The 20,560-nt window shown below is 59.8% G+C and carries 18 protein-coding genes and 1 tRNA gene; 12 read left to right on the top strand and 7 right to left on the bottom strand.

Annotation, left to right across the window (positions count from 1 at the left end; genetic code table 11):
- Nucleotides 1–34: 34 nt before the first annotated feature.
- Together KX729_RS25350 and KX729_RS25345 are read right to left on the bottom strand one after the other, a co-directional pair.
- On the bottom strand, nt 35–1,174 hold the full coding sequence (locus tag KX729_RS25350; protein ID WP_376776066.1) for a septal ring lytic transglycosylase RlpA family protein: 1,140 nt from the start codon (nt 1,172–1,174) through the stop codon (nt 35–37).
- A 263-nt stretch (nt 1,175–1,437) separates the two neighbouring features.
- A complete protein-coding gene (locus KX729_RS25345; RefSeq protein WP_512699457.1) occupies nt 1,438–1,728 on the bottom strand; it encodes a DUF6894 family protein in 291 nt (96 codons plus the stop codon).
- Between the two features lie 85 nt (nt 1,729–1,813).
- On the opposite strand from KX729_RS25345, the gene KX729_RS25340 reads away from it, so the two are divergent.
- On the top strand, nt 1,814–2,533 hold the full coding sequence (locus KX729_RS25340; protein WP_219745267.1) for a Crp/Fnr family transcriptional regulator: 720 nt from the start codon (nt 1,814–1,816) through the stop codon (nt 2,531–2,533).
- 6 nt (nt 2,534–2,539) lie between these two features.
- Here the strand turns inward: KX729_RS25340 and KX729_RS25335 are convergent.
- A tRNA-Ser gene (locus tag KX729_RS25335) sits at nt 2,540–2,629 on the bottom strand.
- A gap of 221 nt (nt 2,630–2,850) precedes the next feature.
- Between KX729_RS25335 and KX729_RS25330 the strand changes: the two genes are divergently transcribed.
- Nucleotides 2,851–3,012 (top strand): hypothetical protein, encoded by a 162-nt coding sequence (locus KX729_RS25330; RefSeq protein WP_219745266.1) that lies wholly within the window; start codon nt 2,851–2,853, stop codon nt 3,010–3,012.
- 12 nt (nt 3,013–3,024) lie between these two features.
- Here the strand turns inward: KX729_RS25330 and KX729_RS25325 are convergent, their stop codons facing one another.
- Together KX729_RS25325 and KX729_RS25320 are read right to left on the bottom strand one after the other, a co-directional pair.
- Complete coding sequence (locus KX729_RS25325; RefSeq protein ID WP_219745265.1) at nt 3,025–4,980, bottom strand: CHASE2 domain-containing protein; 1,956 nt, start codon at nt 4,978–4,980, stop codon at nt 3,025–3,027.
- Nucleotides 4,980–8,654 carry a FecR domain-containing protein gene (locus tag KX729_RS25320; RefSeq protein ID WP_219745264.1) on the bottom strand — a complete coding sequence of 1,225 codons (3,675 nt, stop codon included), beginning with the start codon at nt 8,652–8,654 and terminating at the stop codon, nt 4,980–4,982. Before KX729_RS25320 ends, KX729_RS25325 begins: the two co-directional genes overlap by 1 nt.
- 116 nt (nt 8,655–8,770) lie before the next feature.
- On the opposite strand from KX729_RS25320, the gene KX729_RS25315 reads away from it, so the two are divergent.
- From KX729_RS25315 to KX729_RS25275, 9 genes are all read left to right on the top strand, one after another.
- On the top strand, nt 8,771–9,325 hold the full coding sequence (locus KX729_RS25315) for a Pycsar system effector family protein (RefSeq protein ID WP_219745263.1): 555 nt from the start codon (nt 8,771–8,773) through the stop codon (nt 9,323–9,325).
- 52 nt (nt 9,326–9,377) lie between these two features.
- On the top strand, nt 9,378–10,118 hold the full coding sequence (locus tag KX729_RS25310) for an endonuclease III domain-containing protein (RefSeq protein WP_219745262.1): 741 nt from the start codon (nt 9,378–9,380) through the stop codon (nt 10,116–10,118).
- Nucleotides 10,119–10,186: 68 nt separating this feature from the next.
- Nucleotides 10,187–10,534 carry a DMT family protein gene (locus KX729_RS25305; protein ID WP_025603054.1) on the top strand — a complete coding sequence of 116 codons (348 nt, stop codon included), beginning with the start codon at nt 10,187–10,189 and terminating at the stop codon, nt 10,532–10,534.
- Between the two features lie 164 nt (nt 10,535–10,698).
- Entirely contained in the window at nt 10,699–12,582 is a 1,884-nt protein-coding gene (locus KX729_RS25300) for a SurA N-terminal domain-containing protein (protein ID WP_219745261.1), read from the top strand.
- 12 nt (nt 12,583–12,594) lie between these two features.
- A complete protein-coding gene (gene trpD / locus KX729_RS25295; protein ID WP_219745260.1) occupies nt 12,595–13,611 on the top strand; it encodes an anthranilate phosphoribosyltransferase in 1,017 nt (338 codons plus the stop codon).
- 15 nt (nt 13,612–13,626) lie between these two features.
- A complete protein-coding gene (gene trpC / locus KX729_RS25290; protein WP_219745259.1) occupies nt 13,627–14,442 on the top strand; it encodes an indole-3-glycerol phosphate synthase TrpC in 816 nt (271 codons plus the stop codon).
- Nucleotides 14,442–14,918 (top strand): cyclic pyranopterin monophosphate synthase MoaC, encoded by a 477-nt coding sequence (moaC, locus tag KX729_RS25285; protein ID WP_219745258.1) that lies wholly within the window; start codon nt 14,442–14,444, stop codon nt 14,916–14,918. Before trpC ends, moaC begins: the two co-directional genes overlap by 1 nt.
- A gap of 28 nt (nt 14,919–14,946) precedes the next feature.
- Complete coding sequence (locus KX729_RS25280; RefSeq protein ID WP_219745257.1) at nt 14,947–16,161, top strand: molybdopterin molybdotransferase MoeA; 1,215 nt, start codon at nt 14,947–14,949, stop codon at nt 16,159–16,161.
- A gap of 74 nt (nt 16,162–16,235) precedes the next feature.
- On the top strand, nt 16,236–17,669 hold the full coding sequence (locus KX729_RS25275; RefSeq protein ID WP_219745256.1) for a cryptochrome/photolyase family protein: 1,434 nt from the start codon (nt 16,236–16,238) through the stop codon (nt 17,667–17,669).
- Between the two features lie 4 nt (nt 17,670–17,673).
- On the opposite strand, the gene KX729_RS25270 is transcribed toward KX729_RS25275, so the two are convergent.
- Together KX729_RS25270 and KX729_RS25265 are read right to left on the bottom strand one after the other, a co-directional pair.
- Nucleotides 17,674–18,081, bottom strand: a complete 408-nt coding sequence (locus KX729_RS25270; RefSeq protein ID WP_246617843.1) for a VOC family protein — start codon at nt 18,079–18,081, stop codon at nt 17,674–17,676.
- Nucleotides 18,082–18,186: 105 nt separating this feature from the next.
- Nucleotides 18,187–19,335: a citrate synthase gene (locus KX729_RS25265; RefSeq protein WP_246617842.1), complete on the bottom strand. Its 1,149-nt coding sequence runs from the start codon at nt 19,333–19,335 to the stop codon at nt 18,187–18,189.
- 73 nt (nt 19,336–19,408) lie between these two features.
- Between KX729_RS25265 and KX729_RS25260 the strand changes: the two genes are divergently transcribed.
- Nucleotides 19,409–20,497: a citrate synthase/methylcitrate synthase gene (locus KX729_RS25260; RefSeq protein ID WP_219745254.1), complete on the top strand. Its 1,089-nt coding sequence runs from the start codon at nt 19,409–19,411 to the stop codon at nt 20,495–20,497.
- Nucleotides 20,498–20,560 lie beyond the last annotated feature (63 nt).

Below are 20,560 nucleotides of genomic sequence, written 5' to 3'. Positions count from 1 at the left end.
CAGTGGCGGTTGCGGCAAGCAATTACCGCAACACTCAACGCACGGGCTTTTGACCGGGTGCCGGGTTCTGCAGCACCATATTGCCGAACATCACGACCGGCTCCTTCGAGCGCGGCTGGCCTGCATAGGCAGTCGCGGTGAATTCCGGCTGCGGCTGGCGGGCCTGGGGCTCGATCGGGCGGATGCCGGATACAGCCTGTACCGGCTGCTGAACGGGTGCCTGTTTCGCCTGACGCTGCGGTTCGGTCGGATAACCAGCCGCGCTTGCAACCTTGACCGGCTGGCGAGCTTCGCTGACCACCGGACGATCGCTTGAACGTGGTGCGGCGGGCGACGTGGCGGCGACATAGACCGGCGCTGCAGCTGGGACAGGCTTTGCCGCGGCAACCTGCGGCCTGGCGGAATTGACAGCGTTCGGAGTAGCGCGCGCCGGGGCGATCGGCTGCGGCAGCGCCGAACGATAGCTCTGCAACTGATCGCCGAACGGCTGGTTCGATGCCACCATCACACCGGTTGCGATCTGCCCTTCCGGACGAACGGACGGCAGGCGGTCACCCTTGCGGATATAGGATGCCATCAGGAACGGCGTGTCGTTGCCGTCCATGCGGGCGCGGCCGACATATTGCACATTCACGCGACCGGTTCCCAGCCGCTTGATATCGATCATCTCGGCAGTTTTTTCGGAGACATCGAGAATGCGCCCCGGATGATAGGGACCGCGGTCGTTGACGCGCACGATGACCGACGAGCCGGTATCCATATTCGTCACCCGTGCATAACTCGGAAGGGGGAACGTCGGATGGGCTGCAGTCAGAGAAGCACTGTCATAGACTTCGCCATTGGCGGTCAGGCGACCATGGAAGGCGGAACCATACCACGACGCAAGACCGCTCTTGTTATAGTTCGGGTCTTCCTTCGGCACGTAGGTCTTGCCTTTGACCTCATACGGCTGGCCGACCATGAAGCGGCCGCCGCCCTTCGGCACGGCCTGCCCATCGCCCACCACACGGGGGCTGGCTTTGACGCCATATTCCTTTTCGGAGAAATATTCCTTGCTGCGAGGCTTGCTCGGCTTCGGAGCTTCCGTCGTTGCACAGGATGCCATTCCGGCACAGACAACTGTAATTCCAAGCCATTTCGCGCCCAGCGAAAGTTTGCCGCCACTCAAACTCAACACGTCCGTCCCATACCGTCTTTGACCCGACGGGATCGGATGGTTCTCGTTCCATCCTCGACCGCCGCAGTCATATTGAACCGGCTCGATACATACCCCTATGCGTCGAACCAACGGACTTAGACTTTTGCTAGTAACGTGGCGAAAATGCGAACGGTATTTTGTGGATAGTTAAAATTCTATTTGATATGGTTAATGGATAGTTAATATAGATCATTTGGAAACCACATAATAAACATTTCTCCGAGTGTCGTTACTGCAACTCATTGGTTGCCGTCGTGCCAACGGCTCTGGAAGGACAGGCTACCTGTGAATACAGGTTGGCCGCTCTCGTCCCTTACCTCGATCGAAATTATCCCCTTGCCGCGGCCCGGCAGTTCCTCGCGGGCGATATCCGCCAGGATTCGGCTGACCTCCCGGCTTATGGCGTCGCGGGATGTCAATTCCTGGCCCTGCTCATCCGCAACCGGGCCGTCTCCGTTGAAAAGATCGAAAAAATACCGTGCCATTTCATGCCTATCGTCTTGAGATACTGCAACCAAATTGGCATTCATGGATTTTGTTCCAGCAGCGAGGTTCACCAGTCGCGAACCTTGCATCGACCAACGATCCTTGGGATCGAAGCTGCCGGGGACCGCCGTGATCGAACCGCTTTTTCTCAATCTTGAACAACACGACACCCTGTCTGACGAAGAGCGCGGCGTTCTACGCAAGATGATGGTGAAGGAGAAACGTTTCGCAGCGGGCGAGGATCTGGTCGTGGAGGGGTCTCGACCGCCTTACAGCAGCCTCGTCATTGACGGCTTTACCGCGCGCTACAAGCTGACTGCGGAAGGTACAAGGCAGATCACCGCACTCCACATTTCAGGCGATTTCGTCGATCTGCACGCCTTCCTTCTGAAGACCATGGATCACGGTGTCATCGCCCTCTCCCCCTGTCATGTCGCCTTCGCGGACCACGGCGAACTGAAGCGCGTGACGGAACAATATCCCCACCTCACCCGCATGCTGTGGCTCGATACTCTGGTGCACGGCTCGATCCACCGCGCCTGGATCGTCGCCATGGGCAGGCGCTCCAAGGCTTCCCACCTCGCCCACATCATCTGCGAACTTTTCGTACGCCTCAGATGCGTCCACAAGACGAATGGCTGGAGCTTCTATTTTCCGCTTTCCCAGGGCGAAATGGCCGACGTGCTTGGCCTGTCGCTCGTCCACATGAACCGCGTCATCCAGACGCTACGCCGCCACGGCCTGATCTCCTGGGCCAGCCAGACGATCACCATCCTGGATTGGGAAAAATTGAAGGATGTGGCTGAGTTCGATCCGACCTATCTGAGCCTGTCAGCGGAGCCTCGGTGAAGCTTGTGGCGGAAGAGGTGGGATTCGAACCCACGGTACGGTTTCCCGCACGCCGGTTTTCAAGACCGGTTCCTTAAACCACTCGGACACTCTTCCTTCGACACCGGCTTTATAGCCTGCAACGCTGAAGCGTCAACCGCGAGAGCGTCATGGAAATGAACAAATGGAGAGATCCGGCGTTTCCCGAATTGACACAGTCTCGCGGATCGGCGAGGCAGTCATGTGCCGGACTGGTTAAACTCAAGCCAGGCGCAAGGCAGCGGTCCTACGGTCACCCTCGTCCGGAATGATTCCGGGTTCAGCTTGAGGACTATGAAATGTCGAACGAAAACACGACCTTCGGTCAACCGTCCGAGCAGACGCTCGCCCTTTTCCTGCAGGAAAATGAGGCTGAAAAATTGACGGATATCCTGGTTGAGGCCCTTTACGAGGCTTTCCGCATTCTAGAGGACGAAATCCGTCCCGAAACATTCCACTGAGCAACGAATTGGCTAGGCGCCGCCGGGAATTTCGAGCGCCTGGCCATAATATGCGGCCAAGCCTGGCACTTTTTGCATCAGATCCGGAGCAAGCGATTGCTGCTCCGCAATATCCCCCCGATATCGCGCATCCAGGAACCGGGCATGGGCGGCCAGATGGTCCCCCTCGCCTTTCCGAAGAGCTGTAAAGACCGGCGACTGCTCTGTTTTGCCCTTCACCGTGATTCGATCGAGTTCGAAGACTGCAAAACCGTCAGCAGTGCGTGTCGCCGTATTTTCTCCGATCAAGAGCGGCACGCCGTAAGGTTTGGAGGCACCCTCCAATCGCGCGGCCAGATTGACCGCATCGCCAAGCGCCGAATAATCGAAGCGCTGCGTCGAGCCCATATTGCCGACGACACATTCGCCCGTATTGATTCCGACGCCGATTTTCAGCGGATAATAAGTCCGCCCTGCGGCTTCCGCTTCCGCCTTCAGTTCGTCGTTCAAAGCCTGCATGGAATCGAGCATGTCGAGCGCTGCCGAGACCGCATGTACTGCGTGGTCGGTATCATCGAGCGGAGCGTTCCAGAACGCCATCAGGCAGTCGCCGATATATTTGTCGATCGTGCCGCCATGCAAAAGCACGATATCTGAGAGTGGGGTCAGCAACCGGTTGATCAGTGTCGTCAGTTGCTGCGGATCGTCCTTCAGCTGTTCGGAGATCGTGGTGAAACCGCGCACATCGCAGAACAGGATCGACAGTTCGCGCTTTTCTCCGCCGAGTTTCAGCTTCGACGGGTCGCGGGCGAGCTGCTCAACGAGCGCCGGCGCCAGATATTGCGAGAAGGCACGGGTGATCTGCCGGCGATTGCGCCGCTCTTGTGCGTAATCGAACGTCGCCTGTGCTGCCGAAATACCAATAAAGGCCAGAGACGGTGCCATTGGCGAAACGAAGACGCGACCGAAGCGGAGCGTCAGATAACTTGCGACGAAAAAGACTGCGATGGCGCAGGCGCCTGTCAAAACCGTGCCCCATCCCGTCCCTCTCCAGACAAGCGCTGCCGCAATTACCACCGCGGCCAGCAAAAGGCCCTGCTTCAACGGGGGAGCGGCCTCTTCGATGGAGCGTTTCAGCCTGAGATTATCGAGAATTGTGGCCTGAATTTCGGCGCCGGCCGTCAGTTTTCCGGTATGGGTCGTATAGGAGGTCGGGAAGGCATCAGCTCCGCCGCTTTCGATCGACGGCGCATTTTGAAGGCTCAATCCGACAATGACGATCCGATCCTTGAAAAGACCCGCCGGCAGAAAATTTTCCGGATCGAGGGCCTGATAGTAGGAAACGGTCGGATAGGTCCGTGGGCCGCCGAAGGACTGGATAAGGCTTCCGGGCGCCGGCAGTTCCGCATCCTCGCCGGCGGCGGTAGCGATCATCGCGGCCAGCCCGTCGTCATAGGCGGGCATTTGCCTGAGCACGCCGTCCCGATGCAGGCCAACCGAGGCAATCCCGGTCAGGGCCAGCCTGTCGGAAAACATCTGCAACGGCAGGACCCGGACGAACTGATCGGCCTGATCCGAGGTGACCAGTGTTTCATCCCCTGCAAGTACGACATCCGGACCAAGGGCTGCAGCCAGAGCCTCATCTTCTCCGGGCGAAGATGGCTCCGAAAAGATGATGTCGAGCCCGATCACCTTTGCGCCTGCCGCACGAAGCGCGGAGACGAGCTTCGCATGCAGGCTGCGGGGCCAGGGCCACTGAACATTGATCTCCGCCAGCGACGGCTCGTCGATCGCCACGATGATCGGCCCTTCCTTGGGCAAAGGCTCTGCGGCGGTCGTCGAGAGATAGTCGAAGGCGCGATAATCGATCAGCGGCCAGGCGGGAAAGCGGGTGATCAGGGTGACGGCTATCAAGGACAAGGCCGCCAGCAAGGCGACCTGCAGACGGCGCGACGAAAAGAAGCGCGAAACTCGTGGAGACAAGACCATTAAAAGCGAACTTTGAGTGTGCCCTTGAAGGAACGGCCCCAGCCTGAGATGCCCGTGTTCAGCTCAATGTCTTCATCCAGAAGATTGTAGGCTGCAAGATCAAGCTCAAAGCGTTTATCAAGCGGCTCCCAGGTAAGGCTCGCATCCAACGACCAATAGTCGTCCAGCTTGACGCCGGTCTCGTTGACGCGGTTGCCGACATAGTTTGCGGCGATCGTCGACTTGATATTCGCTTCGTTCACCCACGTCAGTGCAACTTGTCCAGCCCATTCCGGAATATAGGGAAGAGGGCCTCCGAACGCGGCTGACGCGGGACCTTCGTCTTTTGAATCCGTGTAGGCAACGGTCGAAGACAGGCCAAAACCGTATCCGAGGAGGAGGTTGGTGCTAAGGCTGCCTCGATCGACCCGCCCCTTTTCCGTCGTGAATGGCGCTGACGTCAACGGCACGGATATGAGTGCATCCCTGACATCCTGGTGCTGAAACTCGACCGCAGTAAAGAAATCTGGCGTCCATTCCGCATCCCAGCGCAGGGCGAGCGTATCGAGCCGCCCATCGGTATCGATCGATATGCGGTTTGGCTGAAGGCCGACAACGCTGATCGGCGACAGTGTTGGTGTCGAAAAGTCGATGCTGTTACGCATAAAGCCAGCGCGCAGCCACTGCCCGGTCACTGGAGACCACGCTATTCCCAGCCGTGGGTCGAGTCTCTGGGCGTCAGCCCCGTTACCCGCGATCAGATTTCCGAATAGCGCATATTCGGCTTTGAGGTCTGCCGTAATCTCGTGCAGCAGATCGACATAGATGCGACCGAGACCGGCGCGTGTCGATGAGGAATTCTCCACGATCGTGGACGGAACGACGGTGTCGTCCTGAAACCACTGATATTGGGAACTGGTCTGCAACCCACCTTCGATACCATAGCGCCAGGTCATGTCATCCGAGCCGACGGTATGGTTCAATGCCGCCACGTAACTCGTTTGCTTGAATTGACTTCTCCCTGAATCGACAGCCAGGGGAATACCAAAAAAGAAGTCTGTTGTGCGATTGAAACTGGTACGGCTGTTCGTCTCGTTGAAGAGGAGCGCGGCATTGACGACATCGCGATATCCGACCGTGTGGCTCCATCCAAGACCCACATCGACACTTCGGCCTGACTGACTTTGTTCAAGGGTTACCGGAAGAACGCCGATAGCCGGCAGAAAATCGAGACTTTTTACGTCGAAATTCACCCTGCTATTGGAGTCGTTGATGTAAAATACGGTCCGGTCATAAGGTGTCGGGCTTGCCGTGAGATAGCCGTTACCGCCAATGATGCGGTTCTCGCTATTCATATCGGTCAGCCCCAAAGTATCACGGCTGTCGGGAACCTTCTGCCACTGAATATTTCCATAAAAACTAATCGGGAAAGGCAGGTTGCTGAAGCCCTGAATGTCGGCCTCACCGGTATAGCCCACCTCACCCCCAGCTGCCGTGATACCACCGCCGATCGATCCTTCGATAAATGGGCGACGCAGCAGATTGGCAGATCGCGAGCGGCCGGAGATCACATGCGGCTCCAGCATCAGGCCTTGCAGAAATGCTGAAAAAGACTGACCACCCGATGTGTTGTTGAAGATGTCTTCGCCGTAAATGTAGCTGTTGGCAAAGATGTCGATGCTGCCGCGGATACTCTGGTCGATATAGGCTGTCCCCGCAAAGGGATCGAATACGGCATCGCTATAATATTCCGCCCAGGAATTCATATCTTGGAAGCGAAATGCGTCGTTCAACGTCGAACCGGCCTGCTGGTTGGCGCCTAGTGAACTGTAATGGCCGCCACGTGCTTGTGACCGCTTTACATATTCCTGTGCGTTGCGGATCGCGCCAATGGAATCATAGTTGTCGATCGCTATTGCCGCTCGAACGGCCGAAATCACGGGGTCGTTCCTGTCGAGCCGGTCGGCATTATCGAGCGCCTGCTGAGCCGGCAGACGATCGCCTTTTTCGTAATGATTGGAAGCCAGAAGCAACTGGCCCTGGGAGTGGCTTGGATTGGAGACGGTACCCGCAAGAAGGTCGTCCATTGCCTTATCCATCTCTCCCGTCTGCATGTAATACATGCCTCGTACGATGAGAGCCGGACCAAGCGTCGGGTCGAGTTTTAGAGCCAGATCGATCTCTTTCTTGGCTTTCTCGACCTCATAAAATTCAAGATAAAAAACGGCCAGATTCGTGTGCGCGACAGGATCTTCCGGATCGAGTTCGATCGCATGCTTGTAGTTTGCTTCGGCCTCTCGCGACGCTCCAAGATCGGACTGGATCGCCGCCATCATATTCCAAGCCGTGCTGGTTCCCGGAGCAATCTTCAAAACTTCGCGGATGTCCGCAAGTGCGCCTTTGAGATCTCCTTGAATGCCGGTCTTATAGTAGGCACGAACTTCGAGCGCTGTCGGCTCCTGCGGATCAAGGGAAAGCGCCTTCTCCATCGCCTCCTGCACTTGAACCCTGTCGTTCAGGAGAAGTGCCAGCCATGCCCGATAGGCCGGCAATCCCGGGTCTTTCGGATATTGCTTTTCAGCTTCGGAGAGCGAAGCCATAGCGGCGCGAAGATCCTTGAGGAACCCGATAGCGTAGGCACGCAAAAATGCTCCGTCGGGGCCACCGGCCTGACGCGGCAGATTTTCCACTTTGCTCGGGTCTGCAAGCGAGCGCGCATAATAAGCGCCGTAGAGAGCAATACCTCTTCGTTGCCGGTCAAGCTTTGGCTCAGCGGCCGAAAACAACTTGGCGGCCTCCGCATAACGCGTCTCCGAACCTGCGATAATTGCTTCTATCAACGTCACGCGCGCACGCTGCGTCACAGACAACTTCATTTTCTGAAGAGTGTCGAGCGTCTGCTTGACCGGGCGCCGTCCTTCCAGAGAAAGTTGTGCCTCTGCAAAGGTAACCCAATCTTCGGGGCTGCGGCGTTCCGGCTGGATTGCGGAAATACGATCGGCATCCCTGCGCATCTTTGCGACGGGTTGCGCGGAGGGGGGCATGCGTTCGAATGCTTCACGCGGCGGCAGATAGAACAGCATCTGCTCGCGGTCGTCTGAATCCACGATGGCCACCTTGCGAGGCGCCTGACCAATCGTGGCCGCAGCGCCCTCGCCTTGGCGTACTTCGACGCTGCCCTGCGGATTGCTGAGCTGAACCACACCTTCCAGAACGTTCAGCGAGGTATTGGCGCCATTGACCGTCATCGTCCAGTCAGTGCCGCGAATGGCTGCCGCCGCTGCTGCCGTCTCGACCTTCACGCCCGGCCCGCCGCGCTCGGCTCGCGCCCAGATCGATCCGGATTGAAGCTGCAACACGGTATCTGCATCCGTGCTCGATGTCACTTGTTTGACGACGAGCGATGAATTGCGCCCCAGGCGAACCTGCGTGCGGTCGGAAAACAGGATGGCGAGCTGCCCGGTCTCGTTGGTGCGCAGAATGTCTCCGGAAAGGAGATCTTGCTTCAGATCGACCGTCTGCCAGTTGGATACATCGATGAAGCGAACCTCTTCGCCTACCTTGCGGGCAATGACGGCACCCGCTGCGGCGCCGTTGCGTGCGACAGGCTCCGCCGAAACCGGTATCGCCATCGCGACAACCAGGGCTGGAAGAGCCACTGCGCTCAAATAAAGTCGATTGAATGCCCCCAACATAAACCCACCACTGCTTGCGAAACAGGGAAGTGTCAAGTCGCATTACAGCAATGGGTTTGCTTTCCAGGACAGGTGTATTAACAGGGAAACAGATATCAAAAAGGAGACAGGCGAAGGTGAGCGATTTCGACAGCGCCCCGACCGAGATGCTGGACATGCCGATGGCAACCGGCGAGGTTACAGAAGAATACTTCAATCACGTTCGCAAAGTCAATGATATATACTATGATCAGATCAAGATATCGGACCAGAAGGCGGCCTATATATTCACCTTCATGCTTGCCTTCCTCGTGTCGTCGACAGAAGGGCGCAATGTCTTTAACCTCGCCCGATACATGACCGGCAACTGGACCGAGATTATCCTTTCGGCTGCACTTGCGCTCGCCTCGGTTCTCTCAATCATATTTGCCATTCTGGTCGTCCTGCCGCGCCACATCAACAAATCGACTTCGCTTTTCTGGGGAACCTGGCCGCAGCACCGGCCGATTTTCGAAAGCGCCGCCGAACGGAGCGATGTCGGATATCTCTTCAAGGAATATCTGGACAATGCCGATGTCCTGTCGCTGATCGCCCGCCAGAAATACAAATTCGTGGCCTACGCCTTCCGTGGCCTGATGTTCACGGTTCTCGCTTATGTCGTGCTGCTGCTGGTCAGCCAGAATCAGGTTTGAACGAAATCAACATCGAGATTGAATTGTTCTCTTTATGTTCTTATAAAGAGGCATGCAGACTTTCTTCGATTTCGCCCGACCGTCTGATGATCTGCCGCTGATGCGGGAGCAGTTGCGCGCCGCTTTTCCCGGCTACCTTCCGCACAATATTCGCGAACCTGTCGGCCAGCTTTTAAAATCGATGATCAGCAGCCGGACGAAGGATACGGTTTCTCTACGGTCATACGAGAAGCTTGTTCGGCGTTATTCGTCCTGGCCCGATCTCGCCGAAGCGCCCTTGGCCGGGATCGAAGAGGCGATCCGGGACGTTACCTTCGCGCCGGAAAAGGCCGCACATCTTAAAGAGGCTCTGCGGCTGATCGCGCTTGTATCGCCTGAATTCGACCTTTCATGGCTCAGGCAGCGCCCGGTCTCACAGGCGCTCGCCTGGCTGGAAACCCTGCCCGGCGTTGGCCGCAAGGTCGCCGCCGCGACACTCAATTTTTCGACACTGGCCATGCCCGCCTTTGTGGCGGACACGCATATCATCCGCGTCCTCGGCCGTTTCGGAATTGTCGGCGAGCGCGCCGACACGGTGGCGGTCTATGATGCTGTCATGAGCCTCGCGCCGCATTGGACTGCCCACGAACTCTCGGAATTCCACGTTCTGATCAAGCAGCTCGGGAAAACCTTCTGTCGGTTCGAACAGGCGGATTGCCAACTCTGTCCGCTCAGCGAGAATTGTCGTTTTGCAACGTCCAGACTCAACGCACGGCAGGTTGGTGTGACACGTCATCGATCACCCCCTGCATAAGCCTGCGCTTGTATTTCAAATCCGAACATGGTGAGCCTTCGGAATCGGCCACTTCATGGATTCGCCCAATGTTTGCCAGCGCCACGCCCTTCATCACCGTCGGCCTTCTCATCCTCTCCAACATCTTCATGACATTCGCCTGGTACGGCCATCTCAAATTCGAGGACAGGCCGCTCTATCTCGTCATCCTGGTAAGCTGGGGAATCGCGTTCTTCGAATATTGCGCCCAGGTACCGGCCAACCGCATGGGCTACGGTTATTTCAACGCCGCGCAGCTGAAGACCATTCAGGAAGTCATCACGCTTTCGGTGTTCGTGATCTTCTCTGTCTTTTATCTCGGTGAGGCGATCAGCTGGAAGCAGATCATCGGCTTCGGTTTCATCGCGCTCGGTGCCTTCTTCATCTTCACAAAATAACCGACAGCGGGTAGCCGGAATCACGCTTGCGCGCTTTTCGTCCGGCACACCTTCATTTCCGTCTCGGTTTGATTTAGAGACAGTCCTTCAATCCGCCCGGAACACGGGCGGCAGGACTGTTTGGGCTGACATTTTGCCCAGATTAATTTGCAAGGTGTTGATCGATGCTTGATTCCCTCAGAAACGCAGCCCGCTCCTGGGTCGCCAAGGCACTTCTCCTGCTTCTGGTCGTCTCGTTCGGCATCTGGGGCATTTCCCGCGAACTGATCGCACCGAGCAGCAACACGGTGATGACGGTCGGCGACCAGAAGATTTCCGCCCAGGAATTCCGCCTGGCCTATCAGCGCCAGATCGCCAATCTGAGCCGCCAGTTCGGTACGCAGCTCACCGCCGAACAGGCGCGTGCCTTCGGCGTCGAGAACGACGTCTTCGCGCAGCTCGCGGCCGGCGCGGCGCTCGATCAGCTCTCCGCCGACATGAGCCTCGGTCTTTCCGAGGATCGCCTCGCGAACCTGATCGCCCAGGACCCGGCCTTCCTGAGCACCAGCGGCCAGTTCGACCGCAACCTCTTCACCTCGCGCCTGCGCAATGCCAGCATCCGTGAGGACGACTATATCAAGGAACGCAGCAAGGTCGCCGTCCGCAGCCAGATCGTCGAAGCGGTCTCCGACGGTTTCAAGGCGCCGCAGGTTCTCGTCGACGCGCTGAAGCACTATCGCGACGAAAGCCGCACCGTCGACTATCTGCTCCTGTCGAATGCCAATATCGATCCCGTCAAGGCACCGGCCGACGACATTCTCACCAAATGGTTCGATGGGGTGAAGAGCCGCTACCGCGCGCCGGAATACCGCACCTTCGCCTATGTAAAGCTGCAGCCGGCCGATATCGCCGATACGGGCTCGATCGGCGACGAGCAGGTCCGCGCCGAATACGACAAGCGCAAGGACAGCTACAAGACGCACGAAACCCGCACCATCGAGCAGCTCCCCTTCCCCAACAAGGAAATGGCGGATGCGGCTGCAAACCAGCTTAAGGGCGGCGCTGCAAACTTCGATCAGCTGGTCAAGGATCAGGGCAAGACGGCGGCTGACATCGCACTTGGCGATTTTACCCGCGAAACCATGCCCGACCCGGCCTTTACCGAACCAGCCTTTAAGGTCGCAGCCGCCGGCGGTACGACCCCGGTCATCAGCGGCACGTTCGGCCCGGTCATCCTGCGCGTGACGAATATCCGCCCGGAAACCACCCGTTCGTTCGACGAAGTGAAGGAGGAGCTGCGCAAGCAGCTTGCAGTCGCTGCCGCCTCCCGCGAGCTGAACAATGTTCACGATCGTTTCGACGACATGCGCGGCGGCGGCACCTCGCTCGAAGAAACTGCCAAGGCGCAGCACCTCAACATCGTCGCCCTGACCACCGATGCATCCGGCAATGACGAACAGGGCAAGCGCGTCACCAACATTCCGGCTTCGAACCAGCTGCTTGGTGAGGTCTTCCGCGCCGACCCCGGCGCAGACACCCTGCCCGTCAGCCTCGGCAATGACGGATACGTCTGGTTCGAAGTTCGCAACATCATTCCCGAACGTGACCGCCCGCTTGCGGAAGTGCGCGAAAAAGCCGTCGCCGACTGGACTGCCGACCAGCAGCGCCAGGCGCTCGGCGCCAAGGCTATCGAGTTGAAGGGTCGCCTGGACAAGGGGGAAACGCTTGCCGCGATCGGCAGCGAATTCGGCATTGCTGTCGAAAACAAGCAGGGCCTGCGCCGCGGTGCTGAAGACGCGATCTTCGGCAATGAAGCAATCTCGGCAGCCTTTGCCGGCCCGGTCGGGATCACCGGTACGGCCCTCGGATCTGACGGCGAGAGCCGGCTTCTCCTGAAGGTTACGGCTGTCGATGAAGCCACCAGCGATGCGCTTTCCGGCGACAAGCAGCTTGACCAGATGGCACAGTCTGCCGGCGACGACATGCTCGACCAGATGGTCAACAGCCTGAAGACCAGCTACGGCGTTTCGGTCAACCAGACTGTCGTCAACCAGGCCATGGTCCAGTAAGGAAGGGGTGCAATGCCTGAGCTGAAACCCCTTATCGCCAAGGTCGCCAATGGCGAGAGCTTGAGCCACGAAGAGGCGCGCGGCGCATTCGAAGTTCTGATGTCGGGCGAAGCGACGCCATCGCAGATCGGCGGCTTCCTGATGGCGCTGCGCGTACGCGGTGAAACGGTGGCCGAGATTACCGGCGCCGTGGAAACCATGCGCTCGAAAATGCTGCCGGTTACGGGGCCTGCGGATGCGATGGATATCGTCGGAACCGGTGGTGACGGCCTCGGAACCTACAATATCTCGACGCTTGCATCGCTCATCACCGCTGGCGCCAAGGTTCCGATCGCCAAGCATGGCAATCGGGCACTCAGCTCCAAATCGGGCACGGCCGACACGTTGTCCGTTCTCGGCGTCAATCTCGATATCGGCCCCGATCTGATATCGCGCTGCATCATCGAAGCCGGTATCGGCTTCATGTTCGCCTCCATGCACCACGCGGCCATGCGCCATGTTGGCCCGAGCCGGGTCGAGCTAGGCACACGCACGATCTTCAACCTGCTCGGCCCGCTGTCCAACCCGGCTGGCGCCAAGCGCCAGTTGTTGGGTGTCTTCGCGCCAAAATGGGTAACGCCGATTGCTGAAGTCCTGCGCAACCTCGGTTCGGAAACCGTCTGGGTCGTGCATGGCGAGGGCATGGACGAGATCACCACGACGGGCGTCACGCATGTGACAGCATTGGAAGACGGCAAGATCCGCTCCTTCGAACTGACGCCGAAGGATTTCGGTGTCGAGCCGGCAAGACTGGCCGATCTGGTCGGAGGCGACGGTCATCACAATGCGGCGGCCCTGCGCGCGGTGCTCGGCGGCGCAAAGAACCCTTATCGCGATATCTCGCTCTGCAACGCGGCGGCCTCGCTGGTGATTGCCGGCAAGGCGGAAACGCTGATGGACGGTATGAAGATCGCAACCCGTTCGTTGGAAAGCGGCGAAGCGGCTGCCGCGCTCGACCGCTTGGTCGCGACGTCGAACGAGAAGGCCTGAGGAAGGATCGAGGTTATGGCGGATATCCTGAAGAAGATCGAAGCCTATAAGCGCGAAGAGATTGCCGCGGCCAAGGCGGCGCTGCCGCTTGCCGAGGTCAAGGCACGTGCCGCCGATCAGCCCGCCACCCGGGGCTTCCACCGCGCGCTTAAGGCGAAGAAGGATTCGGGCGTCTTTGGCCTCATCGCCGAAATCAAGAAAGCAAGCCCGTCCAAGGGCCTGATCCGCCCGGATTTCGATCCGCCGGCGCTCGCCGCAGCCTATGAAGCCGGCGGGGCAGCCTGTCTCTCGGTTCTCACCGACAAGCCGAGCTTTCAGGGCGCGCCGGAATTCCTGACTGCCGCCCGCAACGCTTGCGCGCTGCCGGCGCTTCGCAAGGACTTCATGTTCGAACCCTATCAGGTCTACGAAGCGCGCGCCTGGGGTGCCGATTGCATCCTGCTGATCATGGCCTCGCTCTCCGACTCCGAGGCCCGCGAGCTTTATGATGTCGCCACCGAACTCGGTTTGGATGCGCTGATCGAAGTGCATGATGCCGAGGAAATGGAGCGGGCGTTGAAACTCCCCTCGCCGCTGATCGGCATCAACAACCGCAATCTGCGCACCTTCGAGCTCAGCCTCGAAACCAGTGAAGAGCTGGCGCCAATGGTGCCGGCGGACCGGCTTCTGGTTGGCGAAAGCGGCATCTTCACCCATCAGGATTGCCTGCGCCTGCAGAAGGTCGCCATCGACACCTTCCTGGTTGGCGAAAGCCTCATGCGCAAGGACGATGTGGCGGCGGCAACGCGATTGCTGCTGACTGGCGAGGCTGCAAACCTGGCCGCCGAATAATGTCGGGCCTGACCCATATCGGTGCCTCCGGCGAAGCCAACATGGTCGATGTCGGCGACAAGGCGGAAACCGTGCGTTCGGCAACCGCCGAAGGCTATGTCCGCATGCTGCCGGAGACGCTGGCGCTGATCCGCGACGGCAATGCCAAGAAGGGAGACGTGATCGGTACCGCGCGGCTCGCCGGCATCATGGCCGCCAAGAAGACCTCTGACCTCATTCCGCTCTGCCATCCGCTGATGCTGACCAAGGTTTCGGTCGAGATTGCCGAGGACGACGCCCTGCCCGGCCTGCGCATCACGGCGACTGCTAAGCTCACCGGCAAGACCGGCGTCGAGATGGAGGCATTGACCGCCGTTTCCATCGCCTGCCTCACCGTCTACGACATGGCTAAGGCCGCCGACAGGAGCATGGAGATCGGCGGTATCCGCCTTCTGGAAAAGACCGGTGGAAAATCGGGAATTTTTCGCGCCGAATAATCGGCCCTGAACCACTGGAGGACTGGCTATGTCACTCGTGCCTGTTTCGGAGGCGAAGAACCGGCTGCTCGGCAAGGCGAACCCGATCGAAGCGATCGAGACCATACCGCTTGGCGACGCCAGCGGTCGCGTTCTTGCTGCCGATCTTGCCGCACGGCTGACCCAACCGCCCTTTCATGCATCCGCAATGGATGGCTATGCGCTGAGGGCCAGCGACGCTCCGTCAATCGGCGCGGAGCTTACCGTGATCGGCAGCGCGGCCGCGGGACATGCGTTCGATGGCGTGCTCGGCGCAGGTGAGACCGTGCGCATCTTTACCGGTGCGCCGCTCCCGGAAGGCGCCGACTCGATCTTGATCCAGGAAGACGCCGAAAAGCTCGACGGTGGCCGCATCCGCACCAAGTTCGAAGTGACCAAGGGCCGGCACGTTCGCCCTCGCGGCCAGGATTTTGCGGAAGGCGAAGTGGTCGTATCCGCCGGTACCCTTCTCGACTTTTCGCATCTGACCGTCGCCGCCGCCATGAACCATCCGACCGTCGAGGTTTACCGTCGCCCCCGCGTGGCGATTCTCGCCACCGGCGACGAGTTGCTGACGCCCGGCGAGACGACCGGCCCCGCGCAGATTATCGCCTCCAACACGTTCGGCGTCGCAGCTTTGGTGCGTGACAATGGCGGCGAGGTACTCGATCTCGGCATCGTCAAGGACCGCCCGGAAGATATCGCCGCAGCGATCGATCGGGCACGAGCCGAGAAGGCCGACGTTCTGGTGACGCTGGGCGGCGCATCCGTCGGCGACCACGACCTTGTGCAATCGACGCTGAAAAGCGCTGGCATGCAACTCGATTTCTGGCGGATTGCCATGCGTCCCGGCAAGCCGCTGATGGTCGGCGCGCTGGGCGACATGCGGGTGCTCGGCCTGCCCGGAAACCCGGTCGCAAGCCTCGTCACCAGCATGCTGTTCCTCGAGCCGCTGCTGCGCAAGCTCGGCCACCTGCCGGATCGCCGGCGTGAGGTGCAGGGCATTACCTTGAAGACACTCGCGGCCAACGACCAGCGGCAGGATTATCTCCGGTCGACCCTGACACGCGACAGCGACGGCAATTTCGTGGCGGATTCCTTCCAGAAGCAGGATTCCTCGATGATGAAGATTTTCGCCCATTCGGACGCGCTCATCATCCGGCCGCCGCATGCGCCCGAACTGCCGGCCGGCTCGCCCTGCCCGATCCTGTTGATCCGGCCCTGATCCAGATCACCGACTGATCCAACCGGAAGAAAATTCCGTAGCCTGGGGCAGTCACGCCCCAAACGGAGAAGCCCGTGTCCGAACAAAAGCCGGCCCCCAGCATCCTCTGGTTCCGCAAGGATCTTCGCCTCGACGACAACCCGGCGCTACATGCAGCGATCGAAGCTGGCGGGCCGGTCATCCCGGTCTATATCCGCGAGCCGGAGCATCTCAATGTCGGGCCGCTCGGGGCAGCGCAGGCGTGGTGGCTCCATCATTCGCTCACCGGATTGAAAACCTCGCTCAAGTCTCTCGGCAGTGACCTGGTATTCGCCTCCGGCAAGGCGGAGGATGTGCTGGCGGATATCGCGCAAAAGACCGGGGCAAAGACCGTATTCGTCAACCGCGCCTATGAACGCACCTCCTTCGACCGCGATATTGCCATCGCCCTGAAGGAGGACGGCATTGCGATCCGGGCCTATCACGGCCAACTGCTGCACGAACCCAAATCCATCCGCACCGGCTCGGGCAATGCCTTTAAGGTCTTCACGCCGTTCTGGAATGCCATGCAGAAGATCGGCGAGCCGCATGACCCTGTCGACGCACCGGATACTATCCCATCTCCGGAGCATTTCCCGAAATCCGAAAGCCTCGACGGCTGGGATCTGCTGCCGAAGAAGCCTGATTGGGCGGCCGATTTTCCGAAGATGTGGACACCGGGCGAAGACGGCGCGCAGGAGAAGCTTTCCGACTTCCTCGACCGTGAACTGCATGATTACAAACGCGGCCGCGACCTGCCGGCGGTCGATGCCACGTCCCTGCTCTCACCACATCTGGCACATGGAGAAATCTCGCCGTCGCGTATCTGGCACGCGACCAGAGGACAGCCGAAGAAGGCGGCAGACGAAGTTTCGCATTTCCGCCGTGAACTCGCCTGGCGCGACTTCTGTTACAATCTGCTGATCGAATTTCCGGAACTGAACGAGAAAAACTGGGACGACAAGTTCGACCCGTTCGAATGGGAGTATGACGCGAAGGATTTCCACGCCTGGACCAGCGGCCGGACCGGTTATCCGATCGTCGACGCTGGCATGCGACAGCTCTGGCGTTACGGCTTCATGCACAATCGCGTACGGATGATCGCCGCGTCCTTCCTGATCAAGGACTTGATGATCGACTGGCGCAAGGGCGAAAAATGGTTTCGGGATACGTTGGTGGATGCAGACCCGGCCAACAATTCCGCCAACTGGCAATGGGTGGCAGGCTCGGGCGCCGATGCCTCGCCCTTCTTCCGCATCTTCAACCCCATCCTGCAGGGCGAGAAATTCGACCCGGACGGGGATTATGTCCGCGAACACGTGCCGGAACTGGCAAAGCTTGACCGGAAATATATCCACAAGCCGTTCGATGCGCCGAAAGATGTGCTGGAAAAGGCCGGCATCGAACTCGGCAAGACCTATCCGAAACCGGTGGTCGATCACGGGTTTGCGCGGGACCGGGCGCTTGCTGCCTACCGAAAGATCCGGTGAAGCTTTAGCCTTCTTCGCCGCTCATAGCTTCGATTAGTACCCAGATATGACCGGCAGGGTCGTAGATCGAGGCAACGATACGGCCCTGCACGTCGAGCTGCAGCCGGTCACGCATCTCGCCGCCGGCCTCCAGCGCCGCTTTCACCATTTTCCGTACATCCGGCACGATAAGCTGGAAAAAGCTGCTGACGGCCCCCGGCATTTTGGGATGATAGGTGCCGGAATAGCCCGGCACTGCTTCGCGTGCCGGATCCGAGCCGCAGATGACGAGACCCATTTCACCGATCTGCATTTCGATCATCACGGAGCGCAGCATCTCATAGGAATTGGTTTCCTCCGCACCGAAGACCGCCCTGTAGAACTCCGCCGTTTCCCGCTCGCGACCCTGCGCCACGAACAGATTCAAACTCAAACGAAAATCGCTGCCAATCATCTAGCCGATCACCTGATTCCCCGGTTCACCATAAGAGAGAACCAATGACAGTGTCACGTCTCGGTAGACATCCGCGACATGTTGTTAAGCCGATTCTACCGGGCCAACGGCCACGCCGGTATAACGCGCCCTCGGCCTTATCAAATGGCCGGTCTCTGCCTCCTCCAAGGCATGAGCCAGCCAGCCGGTGGTGCGCGACAAGGCGAAGATCACGAGTGGCGCATCGTCCGGCAGCCGGAATGTGTCTGCCATGGCGGCCAATGCGAAATCGATATTGATCGGCTCGCCGAGCAGCTCCTCCCCGGCGATTGCCAGCGCGTTATAGAGTGGCGGCGCTTCGAAACACGCCATCAGCGCCTTGGCACGCGGATCGCCATGCGGATAAAGCCGATGGCCAAATGCCCGGACCACGCCTTCCGATGACAGCATGCCGCGGATCGCCTCCCGCACACCAGAAGATGCCGTCTGCTGCACCAGCCGCGTGACGCTCGTCCATGCGCCGCCATGCCGTGGCCCGGTCAGTGTCGCAAGCCCGGAAAGCGCGGCTGCCGAAAGCGCCGCTCCGGACGATGCCGTCACCCGCGCCGCAAAGGCCGAGACATTCAGTTCGTGTTCCGCAGCCAGGACCAACGCTTTGCGAAGGGCATCGGCCGCTTCCGGTCGTTTCCAGCCGAGCGCCAGACGTTGATGCAGAGGCAGCGCGTCCGGCCATGGGGCGAGCGCCGCGGCGGCCGTCGACAGCACGTCTGCCGCTTCCGCGCGCAGAATGAACGGCTTCCGTTGCAGCGCCGGCAGGTCTGTGACCACACGAACTGCAAGACCTGAGAACGCCGCAGCGATCCGGGCTCCGCTCTCCGTGCCGCCTGATTGCACCTTGACCGGCCCGCTCTCCCAAAGCAGCGCCGCAACCTCCTCCAGTGTCGATTGTTCGGCAAGTGGCACGGCATCGCGGCCACGATAAAACAGCCGCTCGCCGGCAATCGTCGAGATCGCCGTCGGCAGGACCGGATCGCCCCAGCGTATCGTGCCTGCTGCCACCTCCGCCGACTGCCGCCGGCCTGCATGGCGTTGCGCCAGCCGATTGACATCGTCGGACTGATAAAGGCTGCGTCGCGGATCGGCCGGGTCAGGCTTGGCGCGTATGCGACCGCGGCTGACATTGGCGTAAAGCGTCTGCGCCTTCGTTCCCAGCAGGGCCAGCGCTTCTTCGGCAGTCATCCAGAGGGTATTCATATTGATCTATTTCATCAAGATTGACGTCAATGACACTAGGTTTGATCATCTCTCCCGTAAAGGAGAAACACCCATGAAAAACGGACTTGAAGACGTCGTGGCCGCCGAAACCCAGCTCTCGGATGTGGACGGAGACGCCGGCCGGCTGATCATCCGAGGCGTGTCGCTGGATCGGCTTGTCGAACACGCGACCTACGAACAGACCGCAGCGCTGCTGCTGGACGGCTTTTTCGACCGTCCCATCACGGCTGCCGATCTTCAGGCACGATTGGGAAAGGCGCGCGTCGAGGTGTTCGCTCATGTCGCTGCGCTTGACGATGCCCTCGTCGCTCTGCCGCCCACCGATGCGGTGCGGGCACTGATCGCCCGCCTGTTCGATGGTGAGGATTTCGATACGGCAATCCTGCTCCTCGCCGCCTCGGCCGTTTTCCTGCCGGCCGTGCTGCGGCTTCGTGATGGCAAGACGCCGGTCGCGCCGAACCCGTCGCTGTCGCAATCCGCCGACATTCTCGCCATGCTGACCGCCAGTCTACCTTCGCCCGAGCAGGTCGCAGCGCTTGATGCCTACCTTGTGACGATCTCCGACCACGGGCTGAACGCGTCCACTTTCGCCTCACGGGTGATTGCCTCGACAAAGGCCGGTCTCACCTCGTCGGTGCTTGCCGCAATCAGCGCGCTCAAGGGGCCACTACATGGCGGCGCGCCCGGCCCGGTCCTCGACATGTTGGATGCGGTCGGCTCGGCGGAGAACGCGCAAGTCTGGCTCGGACAGGCGCTTGATCGCGGCGAACGGTTGATGGGTTTCGGACACCGGGTCTACCGGGTACGTGACCCGCGTGCCGATGCGCTGAAAGGAGCCTTGAAACCGCTTGCTGCATCCGGCCAGGTTGATCCGGGGCGGTTCGGATTGGCCGAGGCGGTGGAACAGGCGGCTCTTGCCATCCTGAAGCAGCGCAAGCCGGATCGCCCGCTCGACGTCAATGTCGAATTCTATACGGCCCTGCTGCTGGACGCCCTGAAATTTCCACGCGATGCCTTTACTGGCGTTTTCGCGATCGGACGCACTGTCGGCTGGATCGCCCATGCGCGCGAACAGGCGCTGGAAGGTCGGCTCATCCGGCCACGTTCGGTCTATGTCGGGCCAATGCCGCAGGCGGCTTGAGGCCTCCCAAGTTGGAGGAATAGGAAAGAGCGGATTTGCTGCGTACAGATTCGTTCTTCGATA

The sequence above is a fragment of the Neorhizobium populisoli genome (genome assembly GCF_019430945.1).
Lineage (GTDB): Bacteria > Pseudomonadota > Alphaproteobacteria > Rhizobiales > Rhizobiaceae > Neorhizobium > Neorhizobium populisoli.
The sequence above is the reverse complement of the archived record's forward strand: the minus strand, read 5'-3'. Positions and strand labels throughout refer to the sequence as shown.